Genomic DNA, 12,779 nt, shown 5'->3' with positions numbered 1-12,779 from the left:
CCAGGGGACCTATTCGGGGCAGCGTCCAACGGCCCGATCCGAAACGGAGTTGAGACGTGACTGATCATCCCCCGGCCACCGTGTCCCGGCCGGACGCACAGACGAACGACGCCGTTCCCCCCCAGGCGATACGCGCGCGACTCTTTCCCTTCACGGGCCCGGTTCCAGCCGAGCGCGTCATTCGGGGCGTGTGTATCGGTGGTGTGATATCGCTGGTTCTGTGGGCCCTGCTGGTCGGCATCATCATGGTGATCCGACGCCTGTAACAGGTTGTTTTAAACCGTATTCGACGAAATACCGGGCGACGGCACATGTGGATGGCCGGCCCGCGCCGCTGCCCGCCGGGCACGCGATGCGTGCCGGTGATGCGTACCGGTCTGGCACGAATCATGCGTGCCGTGCTTCACGCCCGTCGCGATCCGTGGACGATATTTATATCACCCCTGGTGATCGGCAATTGAGAAATACCACTTATTCTGATGATTTCAATTTATATGCCGGAGATGATATCGTATAATAACGCGTTTGAGAGTCTGGGAATCCGCGATGATGTTAAGTGACACGTTTCAGCCGCTTTATTCCCTGTCCGGGCTGGGCGTGGGCTTTCTGGTCGGCGTCACGGGCGTGGGCGGCGGATCGCTGATGACGCCGCTGCTGATCCTGCTGTTCGGAATCCATCCCCAGACCGCGGTCGGGACCGATCTGCTCTACGCCGCCATTACCAAGGCCGTCGGCACCGGCGTCCATGGCTTTTCGGGCGGGGTGGACTGGAAGGTCGTGCGGCGCCTGTCCAGCGGCAGCATCCCGGCCTCGGCCATCGCGCTGGTGATCCTGCATGTGCTGGGCGCCCCGTCATCGGTCACCACGCAGCTCATTACCCGCAGCCTGGGCGTCGCGCTGCTGCTGACGGCCCCGTGCATCCTGTTCCGCGCCCGGATCCTGCAGCGGCTGGGCGCCTTTTCCGAAGCCCTGACCGACCGGCAGACCCATATCCTGACGGTGCTGGTCGGTGCCGTCCTGGGGTTGCTGGTCTCGCTGTCCTCGGTCGGCGCGGGGGCGATCGGCGTGACGGCGCTGCTGGTGCTCTATCCCCGCCTGTCCACCGCGCAGATCGTGGCGGCGGACATCGCGCATGCGGTGCCGCTGACGCTGGTGGCGGGACTGGGGCACTGGCTGCTGGGATCGGTCAATCCGGCCATGCTGGTGTCGCTGCTGATGGGGTCGATCCCGGGCATCGTCCTGGGCAGCCTGTTCGTCGGCTATATCCGCGAAAGCATCCAGCGCGCCGTCCTGGCCACCATTCTGACCATCGTCGGCGCCCGCCTGATCTGACAAAAAAATCCCTGCTGCTGGCGATCCGACGCGCGTTTCCTGCGCTCCGATGCTCATGGCCCATAAGGCCACTCCGCTTCGGTGCTCGAAAACACACGCCGGGCGCAGCCCTTTGGGCTGCTCTCGCTCAGCATCAGGGCTTTTGAAACAGCTTCTGCTTCTTATGTCGGACAGCCGATGCGGCGCAGGGGTTCGCCGGCCATCAGGTGCGCTTCGATCGCTTCCATCGGTACGCCCTTCGTCTCGGGGACGAAGCGAAGGGTGAACAGGATGAACAGGACGTTCACCACCCCATAGCCGATGAAGGCACGGGGCAGGCCCACGACCGCGACGATGCTGAGGAAGGTGTTGCTGACCACCCAGTCGCCGCACCAACTGGCCAGCGTGGAGGTCGCCACCCCGAATTCCCGCCCCTCCAGCGGCTGGATTTCCGAACATAACGTCCAGACCAGCGGTCCGGCACCCAGCCCGAACCCCGCGACGAAGATCAGCAGGGCCGCGATCAACCCGACCGGCACGCCCGCACCGGGCGGGTCGGTGGCCACGATCGCGGCGGCGGCCAGCATCGCACCCGCCATCAGCGCGCAACTGACGACCAGCAGCGGCCGCCGCCCCCAGCGCGAGACCGCGAACACCGCCAGCAGGCCCACCAGCGCGTTGACCCCGCCGACCAGAACGGTCGCCCAGACGGCCATCGCCGGGTCGGCATGCGCGCCTTCCAGGATTCGGGGCGCGTAGTACATGACCACGTTGATGCCGCCCAGTTGCTGGAACATCTGCAACCCGATTCCCAACGCGACCGAACGGCGGAAATTCGGCTGGCGGCGCAGCAGGGCGAAGCCCCCGACCCTGTCCCGCGTCCGTTCGGCGGCCATGGCCGCCAGTTCCGCATCCACCCGGGCCGGGTCGTCGCGCACGCGCAGCAGCACCCGGCGCGCCGCATCGGCCCGCCCCCGGGCCGCGAGCCAGGCCGGGCTTTCGGGCAGCAGGAAATAGGCGGCGAACAGCAGCGCCGCCGGCAGCAGGGGAAAGGCCACCATCCAGCGCCAGTGCCCGCCCGCCGAACACAGGCCGCCGACCAGGTAGCCGGCCAGGATGCCGATCGACTGCAGCATCGAGAAGATCGAGACCATGCGCCCGCGCATGTCGCCCGTCGCCAGTTCGGCAATGTAGAGGGGCGCGGTAAAGGCGCAGGTCCCCACCGCGACGCCGATCAGCAGCCGCCCGGCGATGATCTGCCCCACGCCGGAGGCGCTGAGGCACAGATACGCCCCTGCCCCCACCAGCAGCATCGCCAGCAGCAGCGTCCGCCGCCGTCCGAAACGATAGGAAACCGCGCCCGCCCCCAGCGACCCGGCGGCGGCACCGATCATCAGCACCGAGACGATCCATTCCTGCACCCGGTAGGACGCATGGAACGCCTGCCCGATATCACCCAGCGCCTCGGCGATCAGGCCGGTATCCAGCCCGACGGGCAGTCCGGCGGCGGCGGCGAGAAGGGTGGCGAGAAACGCGACACCCGCGGGTGCGAGAGGCTGTACTGAAATCGTCGCGACCTGTGACACGCCCTGCCCCTAACCGATTCATCCTCCGGGCAGGCTACCCCGGTACGCGCCGGATGCATACGATCTGCATCAAGGACGGGCTGCATCAAGGATGGGGCCGGCCGGTCATCCCCCCTGTTCGGGCCGGACCTCGCGATCGGAATAGGGATCGCGCTCCAGAGGCGGTTCGTGCGGGTGGGGCGGTCCCGGCGGACCGGCCGGCCGGTGCGGATCGACACCCCGCGGCGGCTGGTCGGGAACCGGCGGCTGCCCGTCATGCGGGGGCGTTTCGTCCGGATCGGGCGTCGGGACGCCGAACGGCATGCGGTTCATAGCACCGGTCCCTCGTCATCATCGTCGGGTTCGTACGGATCGTCGTCCGGCACGTCGCCCGGGATCGGATCGTCCGGATTGAACGGGCCCGGCGTGGGCGTGGGCATCGGGCGCCGGGGACCGAGGCAGGTCCACACGATCTTGGACATCGCAGTCCTCCGCACGGGAGTGGGGAATCAATCGACGGAATGGAATATGGTTCCTCCCGCCCCCGTTCGCATGGACGTGCGGCGATGTCCCGCGCTTTTGTGAACAGCGGACGATTGCCCGGGCGGTGGCGTGTGACTAGCGTCCCTGCACGCAAACATGCCTGAGAGGGCACAAGAGTGACGCGATCAGGATCACTCGGCCATAACGACGATCCGGCGAGCCGCCATCATGCGGATCATGTCCATGACGTGCTGAGGGACGGCTCCGCCTCCGGACGGTCCGCGCTGGCGGCGTCCTGGTCGCGATCCCTGCGCCACCATGGGCTGGACCCCGATCACGGCGCGCCGCCGCATTGCCTGGACGACAGCGCGTTCCGCCAGGTGCGGGACCGCAACGGGCTGATGCTCCAGGCGGCGCAGCCGGTGCTGGACCGCCTGGCGCTGGCCGTGCGGCGCGGAGGATATTGCGTGCTGTTGTGCGATGCGCGGGGCGTCGCGCTGGAACGGCGGTGCGACCCGGCGTATGAAGGCGTTTTCAGCGCCTGGGGACTGGGGCCCGGCGCCGTCTGGGACGAAGCGCACGAGGGCACCAACGGCATCGGCACCAGCCTGGTCGAGGACCGGGTCCTGACCATTCATCGCGACCAGCATTTCTACACCCGCAATGCGGGGCTGAGCTGCACCACGGCGCCGATCCACGACCATCTGGGGCGCCCCGTGGGAGGCATCGACGTGTCGTCCGTCCGCACCGATTGCGACGCGACGATCCTGCCCTTCCTGTCCCTCGTGGTCGAAGACGCGGCCCGCCGGATCGAGACGCGCCTGTTCGGCGCGGCCTTCGCCGGCTGTCGCATCGTGTCGCTGGGCGACGAGGCCCAGGCCCTGCTGGCGCTGGATGAAAACGAAGTCGTCATCGGCACCAACAAGGCCGCCCGCGCCCTGTTCGGCCTGGGCACCGGCCGGCCGGTCACGCTACCCGACCTGCTGTCGGATACCGGGCACGAAACGCCCGATCGCGCCGCCCATGCGGCCTTGCAGCGGGTGCTGAAACGCTGCGGCGGCAATGTCTCGGCGGCGGCGCGCGACCTGGGAATCAGCCGGGCGACGCTGCATCGGCGCCTGAAACGCAATGCCCCCCGCGACCTGTCGCGCCCATGCGACAGGTCGGACGCCGCGACGTCCCCGGCCCGCTGACAAACCCCGTTCCGGACGCCATCCTTCGCACGTTGTCCGCGGCGGCCCCGCCACGGCGACCAAGAAGGAAAACGACCATGGATTCTCTCGAGAGCCCCCCGCTGGAAAGCCGCCGGATCGAGCAGTCGCTACCGTTCAAGGCGCAATATGACAATTTCATCGGCGGCCGGTGGGTCCCGCCGCGCGAGGGGACGTATTTCGACGACCCTTCGCCGGTCGACGGGCGCATCCTGTGCCGGGTCGCCCGGTCCGGGGCGGCGGATGTCGAACAGGCGCTGGACGCGGCCCATGCGGCCCGGGAAGCCTGGGGCGAGACCAGCCCCGCCCAGCGCGCCCTGCTGCTGAACCGGATCGCGGATCGGATCGAGGCCAACCTCGACACCCTGGCGCGCGCCGAAAGCTGGGACAACGGCAAGCCGCTGCGCGAGACGCTGAACGCGGACATTCCGCTGTGCGTCGACCATTTCCGCTATTTCGCCGCCTGCATCCGCGCGCAGGAAGGGGCATTGTCGGAAATCGACCACGACACCGTCGCCTATCATTTCCACGAACCGCTGGGCGTGGTCGGCCAGATCATTCCGTGGAATTTCCCGCTGCTGATGGCAAGCTGGAAACTGGCCCCGGCGCTTGCGGCGGGAAACTGCGTGGTCATGAAACCGGCCGAGCAGACCCCGGCCTCGATCATGGTGCTGGCCGACCTGATCGCGGACATCCTGCCGCCCGGCGTGCTGAACATCGTCAACGGTTTCGGCAGGGAAGCCGGCACGGCGCTGGCCTCCAGCAACCGGATCGCCAAGATCGCCTTCACCGGGTCCACGCCGACCGGCAGGACGATCGCCCACGCGGCGGCCGACAACCTGATCCCCGCGACGCTGGAACTGGGCGGCAAGTCGCCCAACATCTTCTTTTCCGACGTCGCGGCCGAGGACGACGATTTCCTGGACAAGGCGATCGAGGGCTTCGTCCTGTTCGCCTTCAACCAGGGCGAGGTCTGCACCTGCCCGTCACGGGCGCTGATCCATGAATCGGTCTATGACCGGTTCATGGAACGCGCGCTGCGCCGGGTGGCGGCGATCAAACAGGGCAATCCGCTGGACATGGCGACGATGGTCGGCGCGCAGGCCTCGACCGAGCAGGTCAGCAAGATCCTGAACTATATCGACATCGGACGGCAGGAAGGGGCGGAACTGCTGATCGGCGGCGCGCGGGCCGAACTGGGCGGCAGCCTGTCGAACGGGTGCTATATCCAGCCCACCGTGTTCAGGGGCGACAACCGGATGCGGATCTTCCAGGAGGAAATCTTCGGCCCCGTCGTCTCGGTCACCACCTTCCGCGACGACGCCGAGGCCGTGGCGCTGGCCAATGACACGCTGTACGGCCTGGGGGCCGGGGTGTGGACCCGCGACATCACCCGGGCCTATCGCATGGGACGCGCCATCAAGGCCGGGCGCGTCTGGACCAACTGCTATCACGCCTATCCGGCGCACGCGGCCTTCGGCGGATACAAGCAATCCGGAATCGGGCGGGAAAACCACCGCATGATGCTGGACCACTACCAGCAGACCAAGAACCTGCTGGTCAGCTACAAGCCGCAGAAGCTGGGTTTCTTCTGACCACACCCGCTGGCGGCACCGGCATGCCGGTGCCGCCGGGATCAGAAGAACAGGATCGCGCCCGCCGAAACGGTATTGTCGCGGGCCGAATCCGGACCGTGGGCGTCCGCCTGGGTGTGGGCGTATTCGGCCACCAGCGTCAGCCAGTCCGTCAGGGTGTAGTAGCCGGCCCCGACTTCCGATTCATTGCGCCGGACCAGCAGCGACGAATCCTCGCCCGGCGCCTGATAGAGGTTGCTGACACCGTAGCTGCCGACCAGCTTGAAATGCTTGGTGAAGGCATAGGACCCCTGGACGTAATAGCCTTCGGAGTCACGCTTGCGGCCGTTGGCGGCCACGCCGTCGAAGAACAGGCCGGTCGTCCCCAGCCCGCTGCCGCGATAGTAATAGGCCACGCCCTGCGCGCGGCCATAGGTCAGCTTGGCCCCGATTTCGCCGGCTTCCGCCATCGCGCCGCGCCTGGCATCAGTGGGAATGTTGGCCCCGGTCAGGTCCTGCTGGTGCTGGACCAGGAAACCGGCCCAGATCCGGCCGCTGAGGTCGCCGGACTTGAAATCGTACGTGACCTTGCCCTGCACCATCGGCGAACTGTGCTGGATGGACGACGCCGACAGATTGTCGCCCGCATAATTGTATTCGTCCAGCGGCTGGAAGATGCCCACCGACCCCTGGACCCCGTGGATGACGGGCGAGGCATAGGAAATCTGGGGAATCCAGTCCGCATAGACATAGCCCACGCCGATGCGGCCCAGCGAGGTATTGCCCGGGCTGGCATTGCTGCCGACGCTGCCGACGCTGAGCAGCGTCGCGTCGTCCAGGATTGCGTCGGACCCGAACAGCGCCAGGTCGCGGCCGATCTTCACCGTGCCGGCGGACTTCGTGCCGGCCGTGATATAGACCTGACGCAGATCGATGCCCGGCGTCCCCAACCCGACCGGGCTGCCGCCCGAATTGGCGTTGAATGCGCCCGGATTGGCATTGTCGATGCCCGGATACATCCCCAGCACCGCGCCGAGATCGATCCCCGACTGCGTCGTCGTCAGCTTGACGATGAAGCCCGCCGGCAGCAGGCCGTTGCGGACCGAGGACGAATCGAACCCGCTGCCGCCGGTTGAGAGGCCACCAGCCACCGGGCGGCCGCCGGACGGGCTGTTGTAGCTGTAGAAACCGTTGATGAAGCCCGAGAAATTGATATCGACCGGTCCGGCATGGAAGGTCAGCCCCTTGCCGGGAACGTAGTTGGCGATCCTCACGACACTGGGGCTGTCGATCTCGCTTTGCGCCGCCAGCATGGCCTCCTGCGCGGAACGGGCACTGGCGGCGGCGCTGTCCGCCGCCTGGCGGGCCGCTGCGACCATCGGCGCCATCCGGCCGCCGGCATCGCCGGCGTCATCGGCCGTGGCAACGGGCACGGGCCGGTCATGATGCGCGGCGGCCGCGTGCCGGGCCGGGCGGACAGGGGCGGCCGTGCGGTGAAGATGCCTGACCAGCAAGGTCGAATATTCGCCCTGGGTCAGCGCCCCCTTGGCGCGCAGGATATCGAGAAGATCGCTGTAATCGTCAGCCCTGGCGTCGGCGGGGCACAGCACAGTCACGCCGCCGCCGGTCATGACGGCCGCCAGTCCCACAAGCGCCCAATGTCTTGGCGACATCTGACACACTCCATTATTTTCTATTGTTTTGTACCCGTTCGCCTGTGTGCCGTGAACCGGCACCATGCCTTCAACAGGACATATCCCGGTCACGTTCTGGAGTGCTGTGCCTGCGATTTCGACCCGGGAAGAGGGCGCTATATTTCTTGATCGACATGGAATGGCGGTTTACCGGGTCCGACGGACCATCCTGTCCGCTCCTGAACGGGACCGCACCATGCCGGACATCCGCATCGCGCGCATCGCGCTGGCCGATTGCCTGCCCATCCGGCAGGCGGTCCTGTGGCCGGACCTGCCACGGCAGGCCTGCATCGTGCCCGGGGATGCCGACGCCCTGCATTACGGGGCGTTCCTGGCGGGACGGCTGGCGGGGTGCGGGTCGTTCTTCCCCCTCGCCTCCCAAACCGTGCGGCTGCGCAAATGCGCGATCATGCCGGACGTCCAGAGGCGGGGACTCGGCAGCAGGCTGCTGCGCGTCGCGTTCGCGGAGCTGCGGCAGGCGGGCTATGCGACGGTCACGCTGGACGCGCGCCTGACGGCGGTGGACTTCTATCGCCGTTTCGGGCTGGAGCCGCACGGCGCGCCCTTCGTCAGGAGCGGCCTGGAGTATGTCACGGTCGGCGGCGCGCTGCCGGGGGGAATTGACCGGCCGCGATGAATGGCGTTAGCTGCCGCGCATGACCACGATGCCCTTCCTGTCCGGACTGTATTACGCGCCGCATTCATAGCGGCGGGGGATGAATCATGGTTCAACCGCTGCGTCGTCAGCGGTTGAACGGTCTGGACCATTCGTGACGACGCGGCTTTTCGAAAGCCCAGTCATGTCAGACAGATGGTTCCTATCTACCCAACCCGTGACCGGCCTGGTCGGCTTCGGCGCCTTCGGACGGCTGATCGCGGCCCACCTGCGCGCCCATTGCCGCATCCGGGTATACGACCCCGCCCTGCCCCGGGGGACCGACATCCCGATGGCCGGGGTCGAAGCCGGATCGCTGGCCCAGGCCGCGTCCTGCCCGATCGTCATCCTGGCCGTTCCGGTCACGGCGCTGGAGGAAACGGTCCGCGCGATCCGGCCGTACCTGGTCCGTCATGCGTTGGTCGTCGATGTGGGATCGGTCAAGGTCGTGCCGGCGCGGATCATGTGCCAGGAATTGCCCGATCACGTGCGGATCGTCGCCACCCATCCGCTGTTCGGCCCGCAGAGCGCACGGGACGGCATCGCGGGGCATCGCATCGCGGTCTGCCCGCTGCGCGGCACGCGGGCCGGCCGGCTGGTCGCCTTCCTGCGCCGTACGCTGGGGCTGCGCGTCATCCTGACCACGCCGGACGCCCATGACCGCGACGCCGCGACGGCGCAGGGCCTGACGCATCTGCTGGCGCGGGTCCTGGTCGGGATGGAGCCCCTGCCCGCGCGGATCACCACACGCAGTTTCGAGCATCTGCGTGCCGCCGCCGGCATGGTCCGGCACGATGCGCCGGAGGTGTACCACGCCATCGCGCACCTGAACCCCTATTCCAGCGCGGTACGCGACCGGTTCTTCGCGATCGCGCGCCAAGTCGAGGACGAATGCGCCGCCGCCGGCCCGGCCCCGTAGGGCGACGGACCGGCGGTCCGGACCCGTCAGGCCGCGGCGGCGTGGTTCAGCCGCTGTTCGGCCAGTTGGGTCAGGGACTGGTCGGCCTGGCGTTCCTCCTGCAACGTCTCGCCCAGGATCGACGCGCAATCGGCCCGGCCCAGTTCCTTGGCCCAGGCGATCAGGGTGCCGTAGCGGGTGATCTCGTAATGCTCCACGGCCTGGCTCGAGGCGGCGATGGCGGCGTCGAGCACGCCCTTGTCCGCGACTTCGCCCGAAATTTCCTCGGCCTCGTCGATGATCCCGTCGATCGCGGGACATTTGACGGTACTGGGTTCGATGTCCTGCATCCTGAAGACGTTCTCCAGGCGCGTGACGTGGTTGCGGGTCTGTTCCAGGTGCATCTGCAGCCCGTTCTTCAGTTCGGGCGAAGTCGCCTTGTCGATCAGGGCCGGCATGGCCTTCACGATGCGCTTTTCGGCGTACAGCACATCCTTCAGTTGATGGACGAACAGATCCTGCATGGTCTGGATGTCGCGAGTGAAGAGACCCATTGGCGTGTCCTCCAGTTCCGATTCCGACACCATCCGCGCGCGCATGTCCGGCGGACGGAGTCGGGCGTCCTGGCACGGCATGTGCCAGGATCGCGAGGTCGGCCCGGCCCGGGTGATTTTAAAGGTCGTGTTACAAACACGTGATATCGGCGCCCGCCGGAGCCGCTAACATGTCCTGTCGCCAGAGCAAGGAGCATGCGATCATGACCTATACCGATCCGGTCCATTATATCGTCGCGGATGCAAGGACCGCCCGTATCCTGCATCACGACAGCCACGGCATGCACACGGTCGAGACGCTGGAGGCGGGCACGGAGGCCGACGCCGCCGCGCGATTCGCCGCGACGATCGCAAGCCGACTGAACCAGGTCGGCGAAGGGACGGTGCCGGGCCGCTACGTGCTGGCCGCGCCGGCGCACCTTCTGCACGACATCCGCGCCCGGCTGGACAAGGACGCGCTGGACCGGCTGCTGGCGGACGTGCCCAGGGACCTGGCGCACCTGCCCGACCATGCGCTGATCGAACATTTCGACATCCCCGCCACCGGCTGGCCCGCAAAGACCTGACAAGCACGCCCTTTTCCGCGTCAATACTGCCGCCGGGCCATCCTGGCCCGACCACGAGGACCGGCGTTCCCGCCCCGACAGAAACGGGCATGTCGGCCACAATGCCGGCGATGTCGGCGACGACCCGGTCACGCTGATGGTCATCCAGCTGGACGAACCGCCCACCGTCGATCGTCCCTGCCGCTTCAGGTAGACGTCCGATCATACCGCGATCCAGGCTCGCGATACCGGTAATCCGTTCCTGATTTTTTCAGAAAAGAAGAATCCTCAAAGCGCGATCCTGCGACCGATCTGCACCAGCCGCTCGGGGGGCAGTTCGAAACTGTCCACGGCGCGATTCGCGTTGCGATACAGGAAGGCGAAGACCGGTCTCTCCCACCGCCGCAGCAGCGAATAGGTCGCGCTGTTCGCATTGCGCGCCACCTCGTCATGTTCCGCGATAAAGATGGCTTCATCGGGCGAGATCGGTGCCCCATCTTCGGCGGCAAGCTGGAGCGCGGGCAGAAGCGCGGGCGCTTCCATGAAGCCGTAGCGCACGGTGACATGCACCAGCATGTCCTCGAAGATCCGGTGGTCGATGCGCTCACTGATCGGAACGCGCGGCGTCGTGCGGTCGAATATCACGCTGAGTGTCATGACGCGTTCGGGCAGGGCGCCGAATTGGCGTACATGCAGGGCGATATTGGGCGGAATCGGTTTATCGAGGGACGACAGGAAGACGAGGTTGCCCGGGGTGCGGGGAATATTCGCCTTGGCCAACTGGGCGCGAAGGGCATCCGGCGTCACCGCCGCCGTGTTTCCGGCATCATGCAGCGCCTCCTGGCCCCGGCGCCAGATGCTCATGATGCCATAGACGGTGATGCCCGCCAGCAGGGGAAGGTACCCCCCTTGCGTCAGCTTCAGCAGGTTTGCCGAAAGAAACGCCACGTCGACCACCAGGAAGCACGCGACCAGGGTCACGACCGCGACGACCGGCCAGTGCCGCCGGCGTTTGAGGTAAGCGCCGAACAGCAGGGTCGTCAGCAGCATGGTCGCGGACACCGCCATGCCGTACGCGCCGGCCAGCCGGCTTGAACTTCCGAAAAAGGCCGTCAGCGCCACCGTCAGGACCATAATGATCCAGTTCAGCGTCGGAACGTAGATCTGGCCGTATTCCTTCGCGGATGTCTGCAGGATGCGCATGCCGGGAAACCACCCGAGCTGCACGGCCTGCCGGGTAATGGAAAATACCCCGGTGATGACGGCCTGGCTGGCAATGATGGTGGCGCACGTGGCCAGCGCGACGATCGCCCAGATCGCGACCGTGCCGCCCGCTTTCGGCACGATGGCGTAGAACGGATTGGCCGGAAGCGTGTGGGCATCCATAAGCGCCGACGCCTGACCGGCGTAGCACAGCACCAGGGCCGGCAGAACGATGGCGAACCAGGCCAGCCGGACCGATCCGCGCCCGACACTGCCCATGTCGGCGTAAAGCGCTTCCGCCCCCGTCACGGTCAGGAAGACGCCGCCCAGCAGCAGCAGGCTGTGCCGGCCGTTCCGGTGCAGGAAATCGATGGCATAGGCCGGGTCGATCGCGGCAAGGACGCCGGGGTGCCGCAGGCAGGCGATCAGGCCCAGCACCCCGATGGTGACGAACCAGACGAGCATGACCGGCCCGAACAGGTTGCCGATCAGCGAGGTGCCCGCGCGCTGCGCCACGAACAGGGCGACCAGCACCCCCAGCGCACAGGGCAGCACCACATGCCGCAGGGCCGGATCGGCGACCTGCATGCCCTCCATGGCGCTGAGTACCGAAATCGAGGGGGTCAGGATGCTGTCCCCGAACAGCAGCGCGCCCCCGAAGAGGCCGGCGGCGAGCAGTCCCCTTTGCAGCGATGAGGAAAACAGGCGCCGATAGGCGGGAATGCGCCGGGCGTCGTCGGCCTGCCGGGCGCCGGTCACCACGGCGGTGAGCGCCAGGACGCCGCCCTCGCCATTATTGTCGGCCCGCATGACCAGCAGGGCGTATTTGAAGGCGACGACAAGCAGGATCGTCCAGAGGACGAGCGAGAGGACCCCCATGATCTCCGGGGGCGTGATCGTCTGGCCCTCGTCCTGAAGGACGGTCTGCATGGCGTAGAGCGGACTGGTGCCGATGTCGCCGAAGACGATCCCCAGCGCCATCAGGGTGGTGGTCGTCAAACCTTGTTTGTCCTGGCTTTTCCGGTCACCGGGCAATGGGGCATCCTCGTTTCATGTTTCGAAGCGATCAATCTCTTCATTTTATGG

At 67.0% G+C, this 12,779-nt stretch carries 13 protein-coding genes and 1 pseudogene; 8 read left to right on the top strand and 6 right to left on the bottom strand.

Going from position 1 to position 12,779, the window contains the following annotated elements; genetic code table 11:
- Window positions 1-56: 56 nt before the first annotated feature.
- Together GDI_RS03055 and GDI_RS03050 are read left to right on the top strand one after the other, a co-directional pair.
- On the top strand, window positions 57-266 hold the full coding sequence (locus GDI_RS03055; protein ID WP_012223213.1) for a hypothetical protein: 210 nt from the start codon (window positions 57-59) through the stop codon (window positions 264-266).
- A 280-nt stretch (window positions 267-546) separates the two neighbouring features.
- Window positions 547-1,332 carry a sulfite exporter TauE/SafE family protein gene (locus GDI_RS03050; RefSeq protein WP_012553737.1) on the top strand — a complete coding sequence of 262 codons (786 nt, stop codon included), beginning with the start codon at window positions 547-549 and terminating at the stop codon, window positions 1,330-1,332.
- A 161-nt stretch (window positions 1,333-1,493) separates the two neighbouring features.
- Here GDI_RS03050 and GDI_RS03045 read toward each other — a convergent pair whose 3' ends face one another.
- The 3 genes from GDI_RS03045 to GDI_RS19610 form a co-directional block, all read right to left on the bottom strand.
- The gene (locus GDI_RS03045) at window positions 1,494-2,897 is read right to left on the bottom strand and encodes a sugar porter family MFS transporter (protein WP_012223210.1); all 1,404 of its coding nucleotides are present in this window, start codon (window positions 2,895-2,897) and stop codon (window positions 1,494-1,496) included.
- 105 nt (window positions 2,898-3,002) lie between these two features.
- Window positions 3,003-3,209, bottom strand: a complete 207-nt coding sequence (locus tag GDI_RS03040) for a hypothetical protein (RefSeq protein WP_012553739.1) — start codon at window positions 3,207-3,209, stop codon at window positions 3,003-3,005.
- Window positions 3,206-3,358, bottom strand: a complete 153-nt coding sequence (locus tag GDI_RS19610; RefSeq protein ID WP_012553740.1) for a hypothetical protein — start codon at window positions 3,356-3,358, stop codon at window positions 3,206-3,208. Before GDI_RS19610 ends, GDI_RS03040 begins: the two co-directional genes overlap by 4 nt.
- Window positions 3,359-3,535: 177 nt before the next feature.
- Here GDI_RS19610 and GDI_RS03035 point away from each other — a divergent pair, with 177 nt between their 5' ends.
- Window positions 3,536-4,552 (top strand): helix-turn-helix domain-containing protein, encoded by a 1,017-nt coding sequence (locus GDI_RS03035; RefSeq protein WP_012223208.1) that lies wholly within the window; start codon window positions 3,536-3,538, stop codon window positions 4,550-4,552.
- A gap of 77 nt (window positions 4,553-4,629) precedes the next feature.
- On the top strand, window positions 4,630-6,165 hold the full coding sequence (gene exaC, locus GDI_RS03030; protein WP_012223207.1) for an acetaldehyde dehydrogenase ExaC: 1,536 nt from the start codon (window positions 4,630-4,632) through the stop codon (window positions 6,163-6,165).
- 41 nt (window positions 6,166-6,206) lie between these two features.
- On the opposite strand, the gene GDI_RS03025 is transcribed toward exaC, so the two are convergent.
- Window positions 6,207-7,817, bottom strand: coding sequence for a porin family protein (locus GDI_RS03025; RefSeq protein WP_012223206.1), 1,611 nt, complete (start codon window positions 7,815-7,817; stop codon window positions 6,207-6,209).
- A gap of 217 nt (window positions 7,818-8,034) precedes the next feature.
- Between GDI_RS03025 and GDI_RS03020 the strand changes: the two genes are divergently transcribed.
- Window positions 8,035-8,475, top strand: coding sequence for a GNAT family N-acetyltransferase (locus tag GDI_RS03020; protein ID WP_012553741.1), 441 nt, complete (start codon window positions 8,035-8,037; stop codon window positions 8,473-8,475).
- A gap of 196 nt (window positions 8,476-8,671) precedes the next feature.
- On the top strand, window positions 8,672-9,412 hold the full coding sequence (locus tag GDI_RS03015) for a prephenate dehydrogenase/arogenate dehydrogenase family protein (protein ID WP_231854203.1): 741 nt from the start codon (window positions 8,672-8,674) through the stop codon (window positions 9,410-9,412).
- 26 nt (window positions 9,413-9,438) lie between these two features.
- Here GDI_RS03015 and GDI_RS03010 read toward each other — a convergent pair whose 3' ends face one another.
- Window positions 9,439-9,945 carry a YciE/YciF ferroxidase family protein gene (locus GDI_RS03010; protein WP_041249652.1) on the bottom strand — a complete coding sequence of 169 codons (507 nt, stop codon included), beginning with the start codon at window positions 9,943-9,945 and terminating at the stop codon, window positions 9,439-9,441.
- 203 nt (window positions 9,946-10,148) lie between these two features.
- On the opposite strand from GDI_RS03010, the gene GDI_RS03005 reads away from it, so the two are divergent.
- Window positions 10,149-10,511: a host attachment protein gene (locus GDI_RS03005; protein ID WP_012553743.1), complete on the top strand. Its 363-nt coding sequence runs from the start codon at window positions 10,149-10,151 to the stop codon at window positions 10,509-10,511.
- Window positions 10,512-10,566: 55 nt separating this feature from the next.
- Window positions 10,567-10,704 (top strand): annotated as a pseudogene (locus tag GDI_RS20175) (cupin domain-containing protein); the annotation flags it as partial.
- Window positions 10,705-10,778: 74 nt separating this feature from the next.
- Here GDI_RS20175 and GDI_RS03000 read toward each other — a convergent pair.
- Entirely contained in the window at window positions 10,779-12,692 is a 1,914-nt protein-coding gene (locus tag GDI_RS03000; RefSeq protein ID WP_144880159.1) for a potassium transporter Kup, read from the bottom strand.
- Window positions 12,693-12,779 lie beyond the last annotated feature (87 nt).

Source organism: Gluconacetobacter diazotrophicus PA1 5, from assembly GCF_000067045.1.
Taxonomy (GTDB): domain Bacteria; phylum Pseudomonadota; class Alphaproteobacteria; order Acetobacterales; family Acetobacteraceae; genus Gluconacetobacter; species Gluconacetobacter diazotrophicus.
This window is presented reverse-complemented; position numbering and strand designations above follow the sequence as displayed.

Bases quoted from the DNA above. Each gene is read 5' to 3' on its own strand.
- GDI_RS03025 (WP_012223206.1), bottom strand. From the start codon at position 7,817: ATGTCGCCAAGACATTGGGCGCTTGTGGGACTGGCGGCCGTCATGACC.
- GDI_RS03010 (WP_041249652.1), bottom strand. From the start codon at position 9,945: ATGGGTCTCTTCACTCGCGACATCCAGACCATGCAGGATCTGTTCGTC.
- exaC (WP_012223207.1), top strand. From the start codon at position 4,630: ATGGATTCTCTCGAGAGCCCCCCGCTGGAAAGCCGCCGGATCGAGCAG.
- GDI_RS19610 (WP_012553740.1), bottom strand. From the start codon at position 3,358: ATGTCCAAGATCGTGTGGACCTGCCTCGGTCCCCGGCGCCCGATGCCC.
- GDI_RS03040 (WP_012553739.1), bottom strand. From the start codon at position 3,209: ATGAACCGCATGCCGTTCGGCGTCCCGACGCCCGATCCGGACGAAACG.
- GDI_RS03050 (WP_012553737.1), top strand. From the start codon at position 547: ATGATGTTAAGTGACACGTTTCAGCCGCTTTATTCCCTGTCCGGGCTG.
- GDI_RS03005 (WP_012553743.1), top strand. From the start codon at position 10,149: ATGACCTATACCGATCCGGTCCATTATATCGTCGCGGATGCAAGGACC.
- GDI_RS03020 (WP_012553741.1), top strand. From the start codon at position 8,035: ATGCCGGACATCCGCATCGCGCGCATCGCGCTGGCCGATTGCCTGCCC.